Annotated in this window: 18 protein-coding genes; 13 read left to right on the plus strand and 5 right to left on the minus strand. The window is 67.6% G+C overall.

Annotated features, from left to right (window positions below; translation table 11 throughout):
- A partial coding sequence (locus LQ144_RS15255; protein WP_230119553.1) for a hypothetical protein occupies nucleotides 1-985 on the minus strand: 985 nt, incomplete at its 3' end.
- A 226-nt stretch (nucleotides 986-1,211) separates the two neighbouring features.
- On the opposite strand from LQ144_RS15255, the gene LQ144_RS15260 reads away from it, so the two are divergent.
- Genes LQ144_RS15260 through LQ144_RS15275 form a run of 4 tightly spaced genes read left to right on the plus strand, consistent with a single transcriptional unit; the run spans nucleotide 1,212 to nucleotide 4,969 of the window.
- Nucleotides 1,212-1,691 (plus strand): DNA starvation/stationary phase protection protein, encoded by a 480-nt coding sequence (locus LQ144_RS15260; RefSeq protein WP_230119554.1) that lies wholly within the window; start codon nucleotides 1,212-1,214, stop codon nucleotides 1,689-1,691.
- An 8-nt stretch (nucleotides 1,692-1,699) separates the two neighbouring features.
- Entirely contained in the window at nucleotides 1,700-2,833 is a 1,134-nt protein-coding gene (locus LQ144_RS15265; protein ID WP_230119555.1) for an acyl-CoA dehydrogenase family protein, read from the plus strand.
- Nucleotides 2,827-4,215 (plus strand): bifunctional PIG-L family deacetylase/class I SAM-dependent methyltransferase, encoded by a 1,389-nt coding sequence (locus LQ144_RS15270; protein ID WP_230119556.1) that lies wholly within the window; start codon nucleotides 2,827-2,829, stop codon nucleotides 4,213-4,215. Before LQ144_RS15265 ends, LQ144_RS15270 begins: the two co-directional genes overlap by 7 nt.
- Nucleotides 4,205-4,969 (plus strand): glycosyltransferase, encoded by a 765-nt coding sequence (locus LQ144_RS15275; RefSeq protein WP_230119557.1) that lies wholly within the window; start codon nucleotides 4,205-4,207, stop codon nucleotides 4,967-4,969. Before LQ144_RS15270 ends, LQ144_RS15275 begins: the two co-directional genes overlap by 11 nt.
- Before the next feature lie 70 nt (nucleotides 4,970-5,039).
- Here LQ144_RS15275 and LQ144_RS15280 read toward each other — a convergent pair whose 3' ends face one another.
- Together LQ144_RS15280 and LQ144_RS15285 are read right to left on the minus strand one after the other, a co-directional pair.
- Nucleotides 5,040-6,134: a YihY/virulence factor BrkB family protein gene (locus LQ144_RS15280; RefSeq protein WP_230119558.1), complete on the minus strand. Its 1,095-nt coding sequence runs from the start codon at nucleotides 6,132-6,134 to the stop codon at nucleotides 5,040-5,042.
- A gap of 138 nt (nucleotides 6,135-6,272) precedes the next feature.
- Nucleotides 6,273-7,196 carry a hypothetical protein gene (locus LQ144_RS15285; protein ID WP_230119559.1) on the minus strand — a complete coding sequence of 308 codons (924 nt, stop codon included), beginning with the start codon at nucleotides 7,194-7,196 and terminating at the stop codon, nucleotides 6,273-6,275.
- Nucleotides 7,197-7,390: 194 nt separating this feature from the next.
- Here LQ144_RS15285 and LQ144_RS15290 point away from each other — a divergent pair, with 194 nt between their 5' ends.
- Nucleotides 7,391-7,930 carry an MSCRAMM family adhesin SdrC gene (locus LQ144_RS15290; RefSeq protein ID WP_230119560.1) on the plus strand — a complete coding sequence of 180 codons (540 nt, stop codon included), beginning with the start codon at nucleotides 7,391-7,393 and terminating at the stop codon, nucleotides 7,928-7,930.
- Between the two features lie 400 nt (nucleotides 7,931-8,330).
- Nucleotides 8,331-9,251, plus strand: a complete 921-nt coding sequence (locus LQ144_RS15295) for a sigma-70 family RNA polymerase sigma factor (RefSeq protein ID WP_230119561.1) — start codon at nucleotides 8,331-8,333, stop codon at nucleotides 9,249-9,251.
- Here LQ144_RS15295 and LQ144_RS15300 read toward each other — a convergent pair.
- Nucleotides 9,146-10,081 (minus strand): glycosyltransferase family 9 protein, encoded by a 936-nt coding sequence (locus LQ144_RS15300; RefSeq protein WP_230119600.1) that lies wholly within the window; start codon nucleotides 10,079-10,081, stop codon nucleotides 9,146-9,148. The two genes, LQ144_RS15295 and LQ144_RS15300, sit on opposite strands and share 106 nt — an antisense overlap.
- Before the next feature lie 121 nt (nucleotides 10,082-10,202).
- Between LQ144_RS15300 and LQ144_RS15305 the strand changes: the two genes are divergently transcribed.
- From LQ144_RS15305 to LQ144_RS15335, 7 genes are read left to right on the plus strand one after another with little or no spacing between them, the layout of a single operon-like run.
- Nucleotides 10,203-10,739 carry an HAD-IIIA family hydrolase gene (locus LQ144_RS15305; RefSeq protein ID WP_230119562.1) on the plus strand — a complete coding sequence of 179 codons (537 nt, stop codon included), beginning with the start codon at nucleotides 10,203-10,205 and terminating at the stop codon, nucleotides 10,737-10,739.
- Nucleotides 10,736-11,812 carry a glycosyltransferase family 9 protein gene (locus LQ144_RS15310; RefSeq protein WP_230119563.1) on the plus strand — a complete coding sequence of 359 codons (1,077 nt, stop codon included), beginning with the start codon at nucleotides 10,736-10,738 and terminating at the stop codon, nucleotides 11,810-11,812. Before LQ144_RS15305 ends, LQ144_RS15310 begins: the two co-directional genes overlap by 4 nt.
- On the plus strand, nucleotides 11,809-12,771 hold the full coding sequence (locus LQ144_RS15315; protein ID WP_230119564.1) for a glycosyltransferase: 963 nt from the start codon (nucleotides 11,809-11,811) through the stop codon (nucleotides 12,769-12,771). Before LQ144_RS15310 ends, LQ144_RS15315 begins: the two co-directional genes overlap by 4 nt.
- Nucleotides 12,772-12,803: 32 nt before the next feature.
- Complete coding sequence (locus tag LQ144_RS15320) at nucleotides 12,804-14,057, plus strand: glycosyltransferase (RefSeq protein WP_230119565.1); 1,254 nt, start codon at nucleotides 12,804-12,806, stop codon at nucleotides 14,055-14,057.
- Nucleotides 14,054-14,779: an SIS domain-containing protein gene (locus tag LQ144_RS15325; RefSeq protein ID WP_230119566.1), complete on the plus strand. Its 726-nt coding sequence runs from the start codon at nucleotides 14,054-14,056 to the stop codon at nucleotides 14,777-14,779. The genes LQ144_RS15320 and LQ144_RS15325 overlap by 4 nt, the downstream gene beginning before the upstream one ends.
- Complete coding sequence (rfaE2, locus tag LQ144_RS15330; RefSeq protein WP_230119567.1) at nucleotides 14,776-16,140, plus strand: D-glycero-beta-D-manno-heptose 1-phosphate adenylyltransferase; 1,365 nt, start codon at nucleotides 14,776-14,778, stop codon at nucleotides 16,138-16,140. The genes LQ144_RS15325 and rfaE2 overlap by 4 nt, the downstream gene beginning before the upstream one ends.
- A 43-nt stretch (nucleotides 16,141-16,183) precedes the next feature.
- Nucleotides 16,184-16,885, plus strand: coding sequence for an SDR family oxidoreductase (locus tag LQ144_RS15335; protein WP_230119568.1), 702 nt, complete (start codon nucleotides 16,184-16,186; stop codon nucleotides 16,883-16,885).
- On the opposite strand, the gene LQ144_RS15340 is transcribed toward LQ144_RS15335, so the two are convergent.
- Entirely contained in the window at nucleotides 16,851-18,050 is a 1,200-nt protein-coding gene (locus tag LQ144_RS15340) for a glycosyltransferase family 9 protein (RefSeq protein ID WP_230119569.1), read from the minus strand. The two genes, LQ144_RS15335 and LQ144_RS15340, sit on opposite strands and share 35 nt — an antisense overlap.
- Nucleotides 18,051-18,194 lie beyond the last annotated feature (144 nt).

Consider the following 18,194-nt stretch of genomic DNA (forward strand, 5'->3'; position numbering starts at 1 on the left):
GGTAGTGAAGTGCTTCCGGTTCGAAACACGAACAGGCATAACGAAATCCATGACGGACCTTCCCCCCGCCCTGAGCACCGGCTCCAGCAACAGGGAACCTGTCACACAACAGCCTGACACACAGGGAATCGGCGCTCACGCCGCTGTTGGTTGCAATCTTTCCCTGGAGGGTGAACTGATTGGTTGACAGGTTGAGTCCGCCGCCGCTGACGGAGAACGTGTTACGAAGGCCGCCTGTCACCGTGTGGTCCTGGTTCGGATCTCCAAGGTACCCGGCAGGTGCTGCCGGGGCGGTGGCCGGATCCCATTTGAGGAAGGGGCCGATGTTGCTCTTAAGTGCTGTGGTGAAGTTGCCCACGGCGGGGGAGATGTCCTCGACGAGCCTGCCGGCTCCCGTGCCGTCCGTGTCGACTGTGATGGTGCCGTAGGGATGCTGGAAGGTAAGGGTGGCATTTGCGGGACCGCCCTTCACCACAATCCTCTGACGGCCGAAGACCATCTGGTCGCCGTCCGTGACCGTGTTGGCGAACGCGGCCTCCAGGCCGAGCACCAAGGTGGCCTTTCCACCGCCGGGAAGGTCAAGGCCGGAGCTGGCGAGCATGTAGAACGCTTCTTCGGGGAAGTTGTCAGGGAACGAAATGGGCGCTGTGTCATTGGGGATGTCGCCAGGCAGGAAGCCGCACAGCGGGTTTTCCGCGTCGAGGCAGAGCTCTACGCGTGTTCCCGACCGGTCCTCGTACCAGGAGGGGAAGCCGTTCTCGGCATTGACCGGACCGACAGAAACAAGTTTGTTGGTGGCCAGATTTTGTTCGGTCACCTGGGTCGCGGCCACGGCCGAGGTGACGCCTGTCACCGACAGCAGGACAGTTGCCGCGGCCGCGATGGTCCGCCGGCCGCCAAACCGCCCGGCAATCGGGCTGGCGAACGGTGGAGAGAACCGCGGATTCAGCTGATGGACTGAGCCATTGGGTGGGTTGGTTGCCATTGGTATATCTCCTCAGGTATGGCGCTGATGGCAACCAATAAACGTTGCCCGAGTTGTGAAAACCTTTGGCAACGTTGGGATCGGTGGGAGTCCGAAAACGGCGGCACCCCCCGGCCCTCTGGAAGGCAGGACGCCGTGCCCGCGCCCACCGGAAGATAAGTATGCTTGGAATCATCTTGGCCGGCCGCTCGCGGCCGGTGCCGGGCAACAGCAGCGGAGGAAGAAAATGAAAGCGTCCCAGACCCTGGCCAGCAACCTTCAGAAGGTCCTCACCGACCTGATCGAACTCCATGTGCAGGGGAAGCAGGCGCACTGGAACCTGGTGGGAACCAACTTCCGGGACCTGCATCTGCAGCTGGACGAAATCATCGCCAGTGCACGGTTGTTCGCGGACCAGACGGCGGAACGCATGCGTGCCCTGCACGCCCTTCCGGACGGCAGAAGCTCGACAGTTTCAGCGGACACCAGGCTGGAACAGTTCCCCGGCGGCCTGACTTCCACGAAGGACACGGTCAAGCTCATCACCGCGCGGCTGGAGCAGACCGTCAAGACCATGCGGGACGTCCATGACGAGGTGGACGAAGAAGACCCCACCAGCGCCGACCTGTTGCACGCGGCCATCACGCGGCTGGAGCAGCTGGCATGGATGGTGAACGCGGAAATCATGACCCCCACGGCGTCGGTGACTTCACCGGCGGGAGACTGAGCAGCCTGATGAGCCCGCCGCACCGCCGCTGGCAGGCCGTCCGCATCAGCTCCACGCCGGAGCAGCTCGGCGAACTTGCTCCCGCCCTCGAGTCATTTGCCGCCGCCGTAGGGGACGTTCCCGCGCTCCTGGCTGCAGCCCACGAGGCCGGCCGGACCGCGCCGAAGCCGGGCGACGGAGGTACAGCCAGGCTGTGGGAACTGTTGGCTTCCGTTGCCTCCATCGACGTGGCGGCAGGCCGAATCCTTGAACCGCACCTGGACGCCGGCGCCATCCTTGCGCAGGCAGGAAAGGCCGGTTCCTTCACCGGAACCTGGGGTGTCTTTGCTGCCGAAGGCGCCGGCACGCGGCTGAACGCGGAGTCCGGAGACGCGCGGGGAGAGCTGCACCTCACCGGGTCCAAGCCATGGTGCTCGCTGGCACAATTCGTGGACCACGCCGTGGTCACCGCGCACACTCCTGCCGGCGGCCGCGGTGCCTTTGCCGTTGACCTCAGGGATGCCGGCGTGACCTGCGCCGATCCGGAATGGACCAGCCTGGGCCTGAGGGAAATTCCCAGCGGCACTGTCCATTTCGACCGGGTGGCCGGAGTGCCGCTTGGCGACGAGGGGTGGTACTTCCAGCGGCCGGGCTTCGCCTGGGGCGGCATGGGCGTGGCGGCATGCTGGCTGGGGGGTGCAGTAGCGGTGGGCAGGTACTTTAAGGCCGCCCTGATTGGGGGGACCCAGTCCCAACGTCAGCCCGATCAGGTGGCCCTCGCCAGCCTTGGCGAGGTGGACCGTATCCTCACGTCAGCGATCGGGCATCTCGCCAGAACCGCTGAGCTGGTCGACCGCGGCCTGCTGGGCAGCGCGGGGAAGCGTGGAGCCAGCGAGTCTCCTGAAACGTCGCCGGAGGAGCTTGGGGCCGGTCAGGAGCCCGGTGCGTGGGGCGAGGCGCTCCGCGTCCGCGGAACTGTTGCTGCCGCCGTCGAACGCGTCCAGCTCCTGGTGAGCCAAAACCTGGGGCCGGGGCCGCTGGCCTTCGACGAACGGTACGGCAAGTGCATGGCGGACCTGTCGCTGTACGTCCGCCAGCATCACGCGATGCGCGATGACGCCCAGCTCGGTGCGCTGACCCTGAAGGGGGATCACGCGTGGTGACCTTCGCCCACACGGACAGCGGCACGGATGAGGCTGCCTGGGCGACAAGCGGGCTCGGGGGCCTGGGCGAACTTCCGCTGGATTCCGGCGAGCTGGGTGATATGACGTTCATCCTGCTCGCTGCCCATCCCGATGACGAATCGCTCGGTGCGGGCGGCCTCCTTTCCCGGCTGGCCGGGGCCGGTGCCGACGTGGAGGTGCTGCTGTGCTCGGCAGGGGAGGCCTCCCACCCGGGCTCTCCGACCACAACGCCGGAGCAGCTTGCGGCCGTCCGGCTGGCCGAGTTTGCGGCTGCCATGTCCGGGCTCGGCTTGGCCGGGCGCTGGCAGTTCCTGGAGCTGGCGGACGGCAAGCTCGCCCAGGACCGCGCGGTGATCGCGCGGCACCTGGCGGAGGCCGTTGGCCGTCATCCCGGACCTCCGGAGCGGCTGGCGCTGGTTGCCCCTTACCGCGGCGACGGGCACATCGACCACGACACGTTGGGGGCTGTGGCAGCGGAGCTCGCGGCGGCCGGCGGCCACGGGCTGCTGGAATACCCCATCTGGTACTGGCTCTGGGCAGCGCCGGAGCACCAGGCCTGGCAGAACTGGCTTCGACTTCCGCTGAGCGACGGCGAGCAGCGCGCAAAGCGTGACGCCATGCGGTCCCACTCCTCGCAGGTCCAGCCACTGTCGGAGCGCCGCGGCGACGAAGTGCTCCTCACGGACCGGTTCCTTGGCCACTTTGAGCGGGCGTTCGAGATATTTGCCTGGCAGCCCCCGGTCTCCGGAAGGCGGGGCGCCGCGGACGCTGAGGGCATCTTTGATGCCGTGCACCTCGGGGCGGCGGACCCGTGGGGGTACGAGGACAGCTGGTATGAGCAGCGCAAGCGCGCCTTGACGCTTGCAGCGCTGCCGGAGCCAAAGTACGACGCCGGGCTGGAAATCGGCTGCTCGATCGGCACCCTGAGTGCCGAACTGGCACAGCGGTGCGGGCGGTTCCTGGCCGTCGACGCCAGCAGCGCAGCGCTGGTGCGGGCGGCACGGCGGCTGGCACCCTTCGCCGGCGCGGAGGCGCGGCACCTGACGCTTCCGCAGCAATGGCCGGACGGCAACTTCGACCTGATTGTGGTCTCGGAAGTGGGCTACTACCTAACGACCGCCGAACTCGGGGAGCTTTTCGGGCGCATCGCTGGGGCGCTGGCGCCCGGCGGAACGCTGCTGCTTTGCCACTGGCGGCACCCGGTTTCCGGCTGGGAGCTCGACGGCGACGCCGTCCACGCACTGGCCAGGGACCGCTTGCGCTGGCCAACCGCAGGACTCTACCGGGAGCGCGATTTCGTGCTGGAGACGTTCCTCGCGCCGGTGATTCAGCAGGACCCGGAGCCGGCGCATGGCACCTGAGTCAATCCGTTCGCAGGCCCGTCCCCTGATCCGCCGGGTTGAGGTGGTCATGCCGGCGCACGACGAGGAGCGCCACTTGAAGCAGGCCCTTGACGCACTCCGGGCGGCGGTGGAGGCCGTAGTGCAGCGGAAGCCGGCCACCGTCGTCGGGATTACCGTTGTGCTGGACCACTGCACCGATAGGTCGGCCGAGATCGTGGCCCGTTTTGCCAGCCTGGACCACCGGATCACGATGATGCATCAGCGGTTCCACAACGCAGGCGCAAGCAGGGCCGCCGGAATTTCGGCGGCGCTGCGCGGCCGCCAGTCAGAACTGGCGGGCACCTGGCTCGCCAGCACCGATGCTGACTCGTGCGTCCCCGAGAGCTGGCTGTGGCGCCAGCTCGAATTCGCCGACGCCGGCTGGGACGTGGTGCTGGGCTCCGTGGAACCTGACCCCGGGGACGTGGACCCGGAGCTCCTCCGGCGGTGGCGGGTCAAGCACCCGTTTGAGGAAGACCACCCTCACGTTTACGGTGCAAATCTGGGTGTCCGGGCTTCGGCCTACCTGCTGGCCGGTGGATTTCCGGAACTGCGCTCCGCGGAAGACAAGGTACTCGTGGACCGGCTGCGGCGCCGTGGCTGTGCCGTCGTGGCAACGGACAGCACACGCGTGCTCACCTCGGGGCGGACCTCCGCCCGGGCGCCGCACGGATTTGGTGCCTACCTGCGGGCGCTCGGGGTGGAGACCGCCGCCGCCCTCCGCAGCGGCTAGCCAACACGCCCGGGAGCGGCTGCCGCCGGCCCCGGCTTCCCCTGAAGTTCTTCCGCTGAAGGCGGGTGCGTCACTTGGTGTCGGCGCGGTACTGCCCGTTCTGCTGGTCGGCGTGCTTCTCGCGAAGCTCCCGCCCGTGCCGGATGTCTTCCTCCTCCTGCTCCTGGAGCTTGTCGCTCTTCTTTGTGTCACGGGGCGGCAGTTGGATGGTTTCCTCCGCCTCGATGCCGGCCTGTAGCTGCCGGCCGCGTTCCATCTCGGCGTCGAACTCGGCGCCGAACAGCAGCGACATGTTGAGGATCCAGAGCCACAGGAGCATGACGATCACGCCGCCGATTGCGCCGTAAGTCTTGTTGTAATTGGAGAAGTTGGCCACGTAGAACGCAAATCCCACCGAGGCCAGCACGAACGCGATCAGGGCGATGAGGGAGCCGATGCTCATCCAGCGGATCTTCGGCTGCCTGACGTTCGGGGTGGCGTAGTAGAGGATGGCGATGACAACGATGACGAGCAGGATGATGACCGGCCATTTGGCAATGTTCCAGACGGCAAGGAACACGCCGCCGAGCCCTAGGACGCCGCCCACAGCTTCCGCGACCGGGCCGCTGATCACCAGCATCGCCGCGAGCAGCGCAACAATGACCACCGAAAGGAAGGTCACGCCAAGCATGGTTCCGCGGAGCTTGACGAAGCCGCGGCCTTCATCGATTTCGTAAATCCGGTTCATGGCGCGGCCGAACGCGCCCACGTAGCCCGAAGCGGACCACAGCGCTGTTGCGAGGCCGATGACCAGGGTGAAGCCGGCGGCCGGCGAGCTGGTCAGTTCCTGAATGGGCTCACGGATCATGTCCACGGTGGAGCCGGGCGCGATGCCCTGCACAATGTCCAGGAGGGCCGCTGTTGTTTTTTCCGCCTGGCCGAAGATGCCGAGCAGCGAAACCAACGCCAGCAGCGCCGGGAAGAGCGATAGAACGGCGTAGTACGTGAGTCCCGCGGCGAGGTCCGGGCACTGGTCCTTGCTGAACTCCCGGAGCGTCTTCTTGGCAATGTACTTCCAGGAGGGCTTGGTGACATCGGTGGGGCTGTCCGGCTTGCGGGCGTCATCAGGGGCGGGCGCCGTGGACGCCTTGGCTGTACTGGTTTCCGGGGCTTCGTTCGTGGCCATGGGGCCATCCTTTCGGGCACTTTGCGGCCGGCAAGATCCCGTATTGGAGTATTTGCCGCCTGCAGTCAACTGGGTCAGGCTTGGTGGACGTTGGCCTTGGCTTCTGCGTTCCGTGGTAGACCACTCATCATCGGCCGCTTACGTGGGATGGGATCGATCGCGCGTTAGCGGGTCGCTCCCCAGTGGCTCGTCGGCAAGGTCTTTGCCGGCCAGAGGATCGACCGCAATCTGTGTACTGGACCGCGCATCCTCGGCCAGTTGGGGTGAATTCAGTGGGCTGGGCATGTGGGTTACGGCCGGGTACTGGGCCACTCCGGAGAACCCGGCGGTGGTGGCGTCGGGACCCGGCAGATTCACAGCGGGTGGTGGTACAGCGATACCGGCTGCGGGAACGAAGCTTCCGGACGCGGCCTCGGCTCCAGGCAGGTCCACCGCGGGTGGCGGTATGGCGGTGCCGGCCGCGGGAACGAAGCTTCCGGGAGCCTCAGGTGCCCCGGCGCTTAGGCCACGCGCGAGCCTTCCCGCGACGACACCCGCACCGGCTGCCAGCAGGAGAAAAGTGCCTGGACGCTTACGGGCGAACGACTTTGCTTCATCGAGAACTGACCCCGGGTCCCTGCCGTCCAGCCAGGATGCTACTGCCGAGGAGCGTTCAGCGGCTTTCCTCACCAGATCAGAGGCAACCCCCGGCTGATCGGATGCCATCGCCATCGCCTGCAGCTCCTCCGAAAGGGTCCGAAGGCCTGATGCTGCTTTTTGCTGCTGGCTGACGGCCTGGCCGGTCAGCTCGGATTTGGCCTGGTGAAGCAAGTCCCGGGCGGTGGACTGTGCTTCGGCTGCGACATGGGCAGCCTCGGTCGTCGCCGACTCGGATACGGTCCGGGCAGAATCCGCAGCCATGCGGGCGACGCCCGCCGCCTCCTCCTTGGCTGTTTCCTTTTTCGAGGATGCCGTGCCCTGTTCGCCCCCACTGGACTGGTCGGCGAGGTGTTGCGGGGCCGCGTGCTGCGCGGCCGCGGTTTCAGGATCGCTCCCATCCTGAGGCCATTGGCTTTCTGTCATCATCGCTCTCTTTCAAAGAAGGTGGGCTGCTGATCACAACCGGCTTTGTTGGCGGTAAAATAGTAAGCATGATTACTATTAGATAGTAAGTACCCCGATTGCCGCTAGTTCAATCGGCCGCGAGTTGAGGCCTGCAAGACGGCCTTCGACACAGTGGCTGGCCCGTGCTGGAAATGGAAAGAGGTGGATCCACGGTGGATGCCTGGATTTGGATCGTTGTTGGAATCGTCGTCGTTGCCCTGATCGTTTTGCTCCTCATGACGAGCCGCAAGCGCAAGGAGGCCTTTAGGCAAAAGCGCGATGAAACCAACCGTCAGCACGCTGCGGAAATCCGCAGGGAGGGGGAGAATGCCGAACTTGAGGCCCGTGAAAATGAGGCCCACGCGCTCCGTGCCAAGTCGGACGCAGAGAAGGCGCAGGTCGAGGCTGCCCGGCTCCGCCAGGAGGCCGAGAAGCGGCAGTCCGAGGCGCAGGGCCTTCGAAGCGATTCGGAGAAGCACCTGACCAAGGCTGACGCGCTGGACCCGGACGTGGACGATGAAGGTCGCCGCCGTTCCGGGGCCGTTGTTGACCCCGATCAGCGGACTGATGCCGGCCGTGACATGAGGGCTGACCGTGACATGGGGGCTGACCGTGACCGTGATCCCCGCGCCGACGCAGACGCCGGACGAGATCCGCGGACCGACGCAGAGGCAAACCCGGCCGATCCGCGCCGGAACACTCCGCGGGAGTGACGGACCGCACGCAATACAGTCCGGCTAGTCCCGTCCCCGCCGCCCCCGGCCGAGCAATGCCCGCGCGGCGGTCGGCAGCGCGCGACGCGGTTTGAGTGGCGGGGACGGAACGACGCCGGCACCCTTAGTCATGCCCTATATAACTTCCTTGATGGCCTCCAGTGATGACGACCGGGGCTCCCATCCCAGTTAGCTGCGGGCTCGCGCGGTGTCCGTGAGTTGGCTGTGCCCGTGACGTCGGTCCGGTGGAGCAGCGCGAGGTCGCGGTTGGGCTGGATCTGCCAGGCCAAATGCACCACGGCGTCCGCAAAGCCATTGTGTAATAAGCACGCTTATGATTTCCTTCTTCTAAGTCTTGCCGAAGGCTTTCTCGAGATCCAGGTCGAAGGAATCCCCGACAATGCCAGAGAATCCTCCCCTCACCACTGTGGACATGTCAGCGGTGTCCAGCGGTGACTTCCAGATCGAAGGAACTCGTCACGGGTCTGCCGGGCACGCCTGCAAGGGGCCGGCCCCTCAGGCAGGCCGCCTCCACGATGCCTTCCGGAACCATCTGGTGCTGAACTACCTGGACCTGGCCGAGTCCCTTGCTTCGCGCTATGCCACCCGGGGCAGGGACCGCGCAGACCTGGTTCAGGTGGCGTACCTGGGACTGGTCAAGGCCGCCAGGGGGTTCGATGAGAACAAGGGCGAAAGCTTTCCCGCCTATGCCGCCCCCACCATTAGCGGGGAGCTCAAGCGCTTTCTGAGGGACCGCTGCTGGACCGTGCGGCCCCCACGCCGGGTGCAGGACGTCCGGACGCAATTGCTGCGCACGGCTCCAGACCTGACCCAATCCCTGGGCCATATTCCCACCGTTCACGAGCTGGCAGGTGAACTGGGCGTTTCGGCTGAGGACGTCAGGGAAGCCCAGGCCGCGGCGAGCAGCATGCATCCCGATTCACTCGACACCGCGGATCCGTGGGGCGGGCCGCCCATGGCAGAAATGCTGATCGCAGAAGACACGCCCATTGAGCATTTGGAAGAATTGGTCTGCCTGAGTGATGCGATCCAGGAGCTGGACCCTGACGACCGGGAAATGCTCTACCGGCGTTACTTCCTCGAAGAGACACAATCGGAACTGGGCAGGCGGTTCGGGATCTCCCAGATGCAGGTGTCGCGGCGCCTGTCCCGCATTCTTGTGCGCCTGCAGCGCCGGCTGCTGGCCGAAGAGGATCAGGAGAGCAGCAGCCCCCGAACGGCCCCGAGCACGTCCTCCACTGAAACAGCGAGGAGAGCCGGGTCCGGCGTCGCCGCGAACGTGTCCCCCCGGCGGGCTTGAGCATCCGTAAGCACAACGTGCGGTCCCGGCGGCGGTCCCCACACTTCCACCGGTGCGGGTCCGAACAGCACAACCGAGGGCCGCGAATAAGCTGAGGCAAGATGTGCCGCTCCGGTATCGGCCGAGACCACGAGTCCAGCCGCCGCAATGGCTGCCACGAACTCGGACAGCCCCAGCGTACCGGCCAGGACGTGGTTCTCTCCGAGCCCGGACAAACGCGCAACATCCAAGGCCCGGGACCGCTCGGCCGAGCTGCCCGTGAACACTATCGCGTGCCCGTCGGCCGCCAGCTTCCGGGCCACCTCGGCGAACCTCTCCACGGGCCAGAGACGGCTGCCGTATGCCGCGCCCACGTGCAGCACCGTGGCGCCCGGGCAGGGACTGGGGACCGCCGGCTGAAGCAGCCGGTAGTCAGCGGGGTCTGCCTCGATGCCGTGCCACCGCACCAGGCGGGTCCACCGTTCACGTTCATGGATGTCCTCGATCCAGTGCGGTCCGGGCCTAGAGGGGGCGCGGTGGCCAAGAATGGTTCCGGGCCTCATTTCAGCCAGCCGGTCGTCGCTTTCCGGGCCGCTGCCGTGGAAGTTCACCGCAACGTCCACCCGGCCGGTTTCCAACGGAATGGGAACATCCAAGCCATGCGTGGGGAGCAGTTCGTACCCGCCGACCAGGTCCACGGCTTCGGCCAGCCAGCCCTGGGCCGCGTAGAGCAGACGGTGGTCCGGGAAGGCGCGGCGCAGCGCACGGAGCGCCGGCACAGCTACCAGCAGATCGCCCAGTTTCAGCGCCCGCAGGACCAACAGGACCGGCTGTCCAGGATTGGCGTGCATTGCTTCCACTGCTGGCCTCCTCGGCTGAAGGCCGCCCGGGCCGGCCGCCTGACGAGGAGTCTAGTCCGAAGAAGTGGACTGCCGGTTGTTTAGGTCTCCCCGGGAGGGGAACGGAGGGGGTATGGCGAGCAACGTTTCCCCGCTCAAGGCTGTGCTGTTCGACAGGGACGGCACACTCGTTGTGGACGTGCCCTACAACGGCGATCCGGCCGAGGTCAGGCCGTTTCCCGGTGCGCGGCGGGTCCTGGACGAACTGCGCAGCCGCGGCCTGGCAACGGGGGTCCTGAGCAACCAGTCGGGCATCGCACGTGGCATCCTGACCCGGGGGCAGGTGGAGAGCGTCAACGCAAGGGTGGAGGACCTTCTGGGGCCCTTTGATGTGTGGGAAGTCTGCCCGCACGCTGATGAGGACGGTTGCCGCTGCCGCAAGCCGGCCCCGGGCATGATCCACAGTGCGTGCAGCCGGCTCGGCATCGATGCATCGGAAGTGGCGTTCATCGGCGACATCGGCAGCGACGTCGAGGCAGCACGGGCCGCCGGAGCGAGGGGCGTGCTTGTTCCCACGCCGCTGACACTGAACGAGGAGGTTGCTGCGGCCCTTGAGGTCGCAGCGGATCTCGAGCAGGCTGTCGCCCTGCTGCTTTTGGGACCGGCATGAGCAGGGTTCTGGTGGCCCGGCTGGACAGCGCGGGCGATGTTCTGCTGGCTGGCCCCGCCGTCAGGGCCGTGGCAAACGGCAGGAGAGCCGACGGCGGCAGCCGCAACGACGTAGTCGTGCTCTGCGGGCCGCAGGGACGGCCCGCAGCCGCGCTGCTGCCTGATGTTGCGGACGTCTTCACGTGGGACAGCCCATGGATCACCAATCCCGCCCCGACCGTGACCGGTCCACACACGGACACGCTGGTGAACTTTGTCCGCAATTCCCGGATCACCGAGGCTGTCATCCTCACGTCGTTTCACCAGTCCCCGCTCCCGCTGGCGCTGCTCCTGCGGCTTGCGGGGGTGAGACGCATCACCGGGGCCTCGACGGACTACGCCGGATCGCTCCTGGATGTCCGGCTGAAGCCGGGTGAGGACTTTCCCGAGGACCAGCCGGAAGCTGTGCGTGCGCTGGGCATCGCCCGGGCGGCAGGTTTCCAGCTCACGGCAGGCGACGACGGAAAACTCATGGTCAAGGAGCCGCCGGACGTCCGGAACCTCGTGGGGGAGGGCCCGTACGTGGTGGTGCATCCTGGCGCAGCAGTCCCGGCGCGGGCGTGGCCTCCGCTGCACCATGCCGCCGCCGTGGAACTGCTGGTGGGTGCCGGCCACCGGGTGGTGGTGACCGGGGGACACGGAGAGCGGGAGCTCACGGCAACGGTGGCCGGCCCCTCCGGCCTTGACCTGGGCGGGGAGACGGATCTGGACACTCTCGCGGGCGTACTGGCGAACGCGGCGGCGGTGGTCACTGGCAACACCGGTCCCGCCCACCTGGCGGCCGCCGTCGGGACACCTGTGGTGAGCCTGTTCTCACCTGTGGTGCCAGCGGTCCGTTGGGCGCCGTACGGCGTTCCGCTGGAACTGCTCGGCGATCAAAATGCGCCATGCCGGCTGAGCCGCGCAAGAATCTGCCCGGTACCGGGGCACCCGTGCCTGGGTTCGGTGTCGCCGGAACAGGTGGTGGAGGCGGTTGAACGGCTGATGCGCGGTGTCTCCTCCCTCAGTACCCGGAGAAAGGTCCGTAGCCAATGAGAATTCTCCTCTGGCATGTTCATGGCTCCTGGACGGATGCCTTCGTCCGTGGACGGCACGACTACCTCCTGCCGGTTCTGCCCGACGGCGGCCCCTGGGGTCTTGGCCGCGCTGGCCGGGACTGGCCGGCATCAGTCCGGGAGGTCTCCCTGGCGGGGCTCGACGCGGACGGTCTTGACGCCGTCGTCCTCCAGCGTCCCGAGGAAGCCGCCGAGGTGGCCCGCGTGCTGGGACGGCGCCCCGGCGTCGGGCTGCCCGCCGTCTACGTTGAGCACAACACGCCCAAGGGCGATGTCCCCTTTACGCTGCATCCCCTCGCCGGCCAGCGTGAGATTCCCGTGGTCCACGTGACCCATTTCAACGAGCTCTTCTGGGACAGCGGCAGGGCGCCGACCATGGTCATCGAGCATGGCATCCCCGATCCCGGCTACCTCTACACCGGCGAAGTTCCGGAACTGGGCGTCGTAGTGAACGAGCCGGTCCGGCGGGGGCGCGTGACGGGAACGGACCTGCTGCCCGGCTTCGCCGCGGCCGCCCCGCTCCAGGTCTTCGGGATGGGCGGCGACGGCCTTCACGCCAGCACCGGCATCCCGCCCTCGAGGCTCAGGATCCGCGGCGATCTGAAAACCGCTGAACTCCACGGGGAGCTGGCCCGCTGCCGGGCCTACGTGCACCCGCTCCGGTGGACGTCGCTGGGACTTGCGCTGCTGGAAGCGATGCACCTCGGTATGCCGGTCCTGGCCCTGGCCACCACCGAGGCGGCGCGGGCCGTTCCGCCCGAGGCTGGGGGCATCTCAACCAACGTTCAGGAGCTTTGCCGGTGCGCCGAACTGCTCATCAACGATCCCGAAGAGGCGCGCAGGCGGGGCAAGGCAGCGCGGGAGGCCGCCTTGGAACGCTACGGTCTTGACCGTTTCCTGGCGGACTGGGACAAGGTGTTGGCCGAACTCAGGACCTGAGCTTTAACCCCGGCGCGAGAAAGGACTACCCATTGAAGATCTCAATGATTTCGGAACACGCGAGTCCCTTGGCGGCGCTTGGCGGAGTGGACGCGGGAGGCCAAAACGTCCACGTGGCTGCGCTTTCCATCGCCCTGGCCCGGCGCGGCCACCGGGTAACGGTTTACACGAGGCGCGATTCGCCGGATTTGCCCGCAACGGTGCGGGTGCAGCCCAGGCTTGAGGTGGTCCACGTGGACGCCGGTCCCGCCACCCATGTGCCCAAGGACGAACTGCTGCCTTTCATGGGCGCGCTCGCCGACGGTGTGGTCCTTCACTGGGGCGGCGAGCCGCCGGACGTGGTCCACGGCCACTTCTGGATGTCCGGAATCGCCGCGCTGGACGCCGCGCGCCGCGGGCCGGCCGGTTTCCGGGTCCCCGTGGTGCAGACGTTCCATGCCCTCGGGACAGTCAAACGCCGGTATCAGGGCGCGGATGACACGAGCCCGGCGGAGCGCAGTTTCCTCGAGCCGTCCGTGGGGCGGTCGGCGGACCGCATCATTGCCACCTGCTCCGACGAGGTTTTCGAACTGAAGTCGATGGGGATCGCTACCGGCAAGGTCTCGATTGCGCCGTGCGGGGTGGACCTGGAGCTGTTCTCCAGCGAAGGTCCGGCCGATGCCCGGACCCGCGCCCACCGCATTCTGTCGGTGGGCCGGCTCGTCCCGCGGAAAGGGGTGGACCTGGTGATCCGCTCCCTGCCGTACCTTCGGGAAGCCGGCTTCGACGACGTCGAGCTCCTCATCGTCGGGGGCGGCGCAGGGGCGGACGGCCAGGATCCCGAGGCACGCCGCCTGCTCGACCTTGCCCGGGACCTGGGTGTGGCGGACCAGGTGGAGCTCCGCGGCCAGGTGCCGCGGGAAGCCATGCCGGGGATCTTCCGGAGCGCGGATGCCGTAGCCTGCACGCCCTGGTACGAGCCCTTCGGCATTGTCCCGCTGGAAGCCATGGCCTGCGGAATCCCGGTGGTGGCGGCAGCTGTGGGCGGCCTGACGGACAGCGTGGTGGACCACGCAACTGGCCTGCACGTGCCGCCGAAGGACCCGGAGGCCATTGCCGGGGCCGTGGCAGCCCTACTGTCCAGCCCCGCGCTCCGCAGGAAACTGGGACAGAACGGCGAACGTCGGGCCAAGGCGCGCTACTCCTGGAGCCGGGTCGCGGCGGAAACTGAAACGGCGTACCAGCTGGCCATAGCCGGAACCGCGCAGTCCAGCAGCCTGGAACCGATGGAAGGAGCGGCACTGTGACAACGGAATGGTCCCTGCAGGAAGCTGAGCTTCCGTCCCTGCCGCCGGTGGATTCCGGGCCTGCGGGTTTCCCGCACACAGGGAAGAGACTGGATCCGGACATCACCGTCCCAGCGGCCTCCCGGGAGGCTGTCAGAATCCATCTGGAAAGTGTCCTGCCGGCGCTGCGGTCGCTTGAAAGCCAGGCCGACCGGCTGGCGGCCTGGGGTGTTGAGCTGGCCCAGCGGCTGCTCAGCGGGCAGCGGCTGCTCGCGGCCGGGAACGGCGGCTCGGCTGCCGAGGCCCAGCATCTGACAGCCGAACTGGTGGGCAGGTTCGACGGCGAACGGGTGCCCTTCTCGGCGATCTCGCTGCACGCCGAAAGTTCTGCCGTGACGGCCATCGCAAACGACTATGGCTACGCAGAACTTTTTGCCCGCCAGGTGCGGGCGCACGGGCGGTCCGGGGATGTCCTCATGCTGCTGTCCACGAGCGGCAAGAGCCCCAACCTGCTTCGCGCCGCCGAGGCGGCTGCCCGGCTCAACGTGACCACCTGGGCGCTTACCGGGCCGGCGCCAAATCCGCTGGCCGCCTGCTGCGACGACGCTGTGGCCATCGACGCCGTATCAGCCAACGCGCAGGAGGGGCATCTGATTGCGCTGCATGCCATGTGCCGGGCGTTCGAGGCCGAGGTCACCCGGAAGAGCCGCGGCGTCCCCGGTCTGGAGGCTGACCGCGGATGAGGATCACAGTGGTAGGCGACGTTTTGCTGGACGTGGACCTGGACGGCGAGGCGACCCGGCTGTGCCCGGACGCGCCGGTGCCGGTGGTGGACATCGCTGAAGTCCGGCGGCGGGCGGGCGGCGCCGGGCTCGTGGCCCGAATGCTCGCCCATGACGGGCACCGCGTCACCCTGGTGACCGTGCTTTCCGACGACGGCGCGTCCCTGGAGCTGGAAGGCGCGCTCGCCGGTGTACGGGTGGTGGCCGGACCCTCGGGTGCCCGGACGCCGGTGAAAACGCGGGTACGGGCCGGCCGCCACCCTGTGGTCCGCGTGGACGAGGACTGCGGTCGCCCGGCCGTTCCGGGGGCGACGGCGGGCATGCTGACGGCCATTGAACAGGCGGAAGTCATTATCGTTGCGGACTACGGCCGCGGCCTGGCCGCGAATCCGGAAATCCGGTCCCTCCTCGCGGCCCTGGCAGTCAGCGTTCCGATCGTGTGGGACCCGCACCCCTTGGGTGCGGTGCCGGTGCCGGGTGTGGCGGTGGCTACGCCGAACCTGGCCGAGGCGGCCAAGGCAGCCGGCAGTGCGGCGGCCACGCCTGCGGAAATTGCCGAAGCGGGGGGTGTCCTGCTGGACCGCTGGCAGGTCAAGGCCGTGCTCGTCACCATGGGGGAGCGGGGCGGACTGCTGGTGGAAACGCGGAATCGCTCGCCGCGGATCGTCCCGGCGCCGCCGACCGACGTCAGCGATCCCTGCGGTGCCGGTGACAGGCTTGCTGCCAGCCTGGCGGTGCACTTGGCAGAAGGCCGCGGCCTCGACGACGCCGTTGAACTTGCCATCCACGAGGCCGCACATTTCCTGGGTGCAGGGGGAGTCGCCTCCCTTCCGGACCGCCACCGGCCGGTCTGGCGGCACCGACGGGACGGGGATGCCCATGCCCTGGCCCGGAGGGTGCGCGCGAAAGGGGGAACCGTGGTGGCGACCGGAGGCTGCTTCGACCTGCTGCACGCCGGCCACGTCCGAACCCTGGCGGCGGCGCGGGATCTGGGTGACTGCCTGATTGTGTGCCTGAACTCGGACGAGTCCGTCCGCAGAATCAAGGGTGAGCAGCGGCCCATCGTGAGCCAGGAAGACAGGGCCGAGCTTCTCCTTGCCCTCGAATGCGTGGACGCCGTGATGGTCTTCGAGGAGGACACCCCGCAGGCGTGCCTGGATCTCCTGCGCCCGGCCATCTGGGTGAAGGGAGGGGACTACCAGGCATCGCAGCTGCCCGAAGCGGGTCTCGTCGAAAGCTGGGGCGGGCGGTGCGTGACGGTGCCGTTCCATCAGGCCCGGTCCACGTCTGTCCTGGCGGACGCGCTGGCCAAGGTCAGCTGAGGAACACGACAAACGTGAAACAGTCCCGAACGAAAGGAACACCATGAATGAATCGACTTTTCGGCCCGGCCGCGTCCTGGTGACAGGCGGGGCCTCCGGCCTGGGGGCCGCCGTCGTAGATGCAGTGTTGCGGGCGGGCGGGACTCCGGTGGTGCTGGACCGGGATATCCGGAACGTCTCGGCGGCGAAGGCCTTCGAAGTTGACGTCTCGGACCGTGCGGCGGTGAGCGAGGCTGTTCGCCAGGCGGCAGAAACGCTGGACGGCCTGGACGCAGTGGTCACAGCAGCCGGGATTGACCGCTGCGGAAAGCTCGAGGATGTGGACGCGGATGAATGGGAACGTGTCATCGGCGTCAACCTTCTGGGGACGGTGTCGGTGGTCCGGGCGGCTCTGCCGTATCTGAAGCGTTCCCGTGGCAGGGTGGTGACCATCGCCTCCACGCTGGGCAAGCGGGCGCTCCCTGAGGCCACGGCCTATTGCGCCTCCAAGTTCGCGGTGGTGGGCTTCAGCCACTCCCTTGCTGCCGAAACGGGTGGCGAGATCGGGGTGACCACCATGATCCCGGGCGGCATGAAGACACGCTTTTTCGACGACCGTGCGGAGCAGTACAAGCCGCAGGACGATTCCCGCCTCAACGATCCCGCCAACGTTGCCCAGGCCATCCTGTTCGTGCTGTCACAGCCCGCGGGCTGCGAGATCCGCGAGATGCTCATCTGCCACGAGGAGGAAGGTTCATGGCCGTGAGCTGGCGGACGTCCTCATAGACCGCGTCGGGGGCGACCGCCTCCACGGTGGATTCGTCGTGGCGGCACCGCGGCGCCGTCCAGCCCACCTGGGTGATGTCGATTCCACAGACCGGGCAGTGCGTCGCCCAGCCGAGATGGATCCGGTGCAGGGTCCGTCCCAGCGGTGCCGCGTTGATGGCATTGCCGGCCCAGAAGATGCCCACGGTGGGGGTGCCGAGTGCCTGGGCCAGGTGGCGCGGTCCGCTGTCATTTGCCACCACGGCGCAGCAGGCAGCGAGCAGCGCCGCGAGCTCGCCCAGTCCGAGCTGGCCCGCCAAGGAAGCCACCTGCGGTGCCCTGTTGCTGGCCCCTTTGGAGTCCGCCTTGGCGTGGCCGACGGCGGCTTCCACCACTGTTTCCGCCAGTTCCTTTTCGGTGTGGTCGCCGACCACCACGACCCGGAAGCCGTCGTCGGCCGCTTTTCTGGCCACAGCGGCGAAGCGGTCCGCCGGCCAGCGGCGCCGCGGATCAGTGGCGCCCGGATGGATCACCACAGTGCCCCGCGCCTCAGCGGACGGGAACAGCGCGTCCAGTCTCGGGGCCAGCTGCTGTGCGAACTCCGGCAAGGCACGGACGCGCGCCTCCAGCCCAGGGGGCGGGGCCCCGGCGAACCCGGCCACTTCCAGCGCCCGCTGCGGCTCGTGCTGGTAGTACACGTACGGCACGGTTCGCTCCAGCCGGGCCGCGTCAGGGGTCCTGGTGCCCACGGTGTGGCGTGCCCCGAGGCGGAGCAGGAACGGATTTGAGTAGCGCCCTCCGCCGTGAAGCTGGACGGCGAGGTCGAATTTCCTGGCGCGCATTTCGCCGAAGAACCGGTCCAGCTCGCCATGATCCTCGGCTCCCGGCCGGACGCCCTCGGCGAACGGCAGAATCAGCGTTTCGTCCAGGGGCCCTTCAATCTGGGACAGCAGCTCTGCGTGGATGGGGGTGCCCAGCAGGGTGACGGAGGCCTCCGGATAGGCGGCCTTCAGCGCCGAGACGGCCGGCAGGGCGTAGATCAGGTCGCCCAGGCCGCCACCGCGCAGCACGGCGATCCGCGATACGTCGCTGAATCTCTCCAGGACCGGGCCCACCCCATAGCCGGTGGCGCGTGCACCGCCGAAGTCGGGGTTGAGGTGTTCCATGGCGTCAGCCCCTTCGGCTACGGACGGATCAGGTCAGGTGTGCGGATTCCCGTGGGGCCACCATAAGTCCCCGCCAGCGCCGGCCGCCAGCGCCGAAAACTCCTGACGGCACAGGCGTGTAAACCGACAAGGGCGGGGTACGGA

The sequence above is a fragment of the Arthrobacter sp. Bi83 genome (assembly GCF_918698095.1).
In the GTDB taxonomy this organism is placed as follows: domain Bacteria; phylum Actinomycetota; class Actinomycetes; order Actinomycetales; family Micrococcaceae; genus Arthrobacter.

Coding starts and splice junctions, on each gene's coding strand:
- LQ144_RS15260 (WP_230119554.1), top strand. CDS start 1,212: ATGAAAGCGTCCCAGACCCTGGCCAGCAACCTTCAGAAGGTCCTCACC.
- LQ144_RS15265 (WP_230119555.1), top strand. CDS start 1,700: ATGAGCCCGCCGCACCGCCGCTGGCAGGCCGTCCGCATCAGCTCCACG.
- LQ144_RS15275 (WP_230119557.1), top strand. CDS start 4,205: ATGGCACCTGAGTCAATCCGTTCGCAGGCCCGTCCCCTGATCCGCCGG.
- LQ144_RS15280 (WP_230119558.1), bottom strand. CDS start 6,134: ATGGCCACGAACGAAGCCCCGGAAACCAGTACAGCCAAGGCGTCCACG.
- LQ144_RS15285 (WP_230119559.1), bottom strand. CDS start 7,196: ATGACAGAAAGCCAATGGCCTCAGGATGGGAGCGATCCTGAAACCGCG.
- LQ144_RS15295 (WP_230119561.1), top strand. CDS start 8,331: ATGCCAGAGAATCCTCCCCTCACCACTGTGGACATGTCAGCGGTGTCC.
- LQ144_RS15300 (WP_230119600.1), bottom strand. CDS start 10,081: ATGCACGCCAATCCTGGACAGCCGGTCCTGTTGGTCCTGCGGGCGCTG.
- LQ144_RS15305 (WP_230119562.1), top strand. CDS start 10,203: ATGGCGAGCAACGTTTCCCCGCTCAAGGCTGTGCTGTTCGACAGGGAC.
- LQ144_RS15310 (WP_230119563.1), top strand. CDS start 10,736: ATGAGCAGGGTTCTGGTGGCCCGGCTGGACAGCGCGGGCGATGTTCTG.
- LQ144_RS15315 (WP_230119564.1), top strand. CDS start 11,809: ATGAGAATTCTCCTCTGGCATGTTCATGGCTCCTGGACGGATGCCTTC.
- rfaE2 (WP_230119567.1), top strand. CDS start 14,776: ATGAGGATCACAGTGGTAGGCGACGTTTTGCTGGACGTGGACCTGGAC.
- LQ144_RS15335 (WP_230119568.1), top strand. CDS start 16,184: ATGAATGAATCGACTTTTCGGCCCGGCCGCGTCCTGGTGACAGGCGGG.
- LQ144_RS15340 (WP_230119569.1), bottom strand. CDS start 18,050: ATGGAACACCTCAACCCCGACTTCGGCGGTGCACGCGCCACCGGCTAT.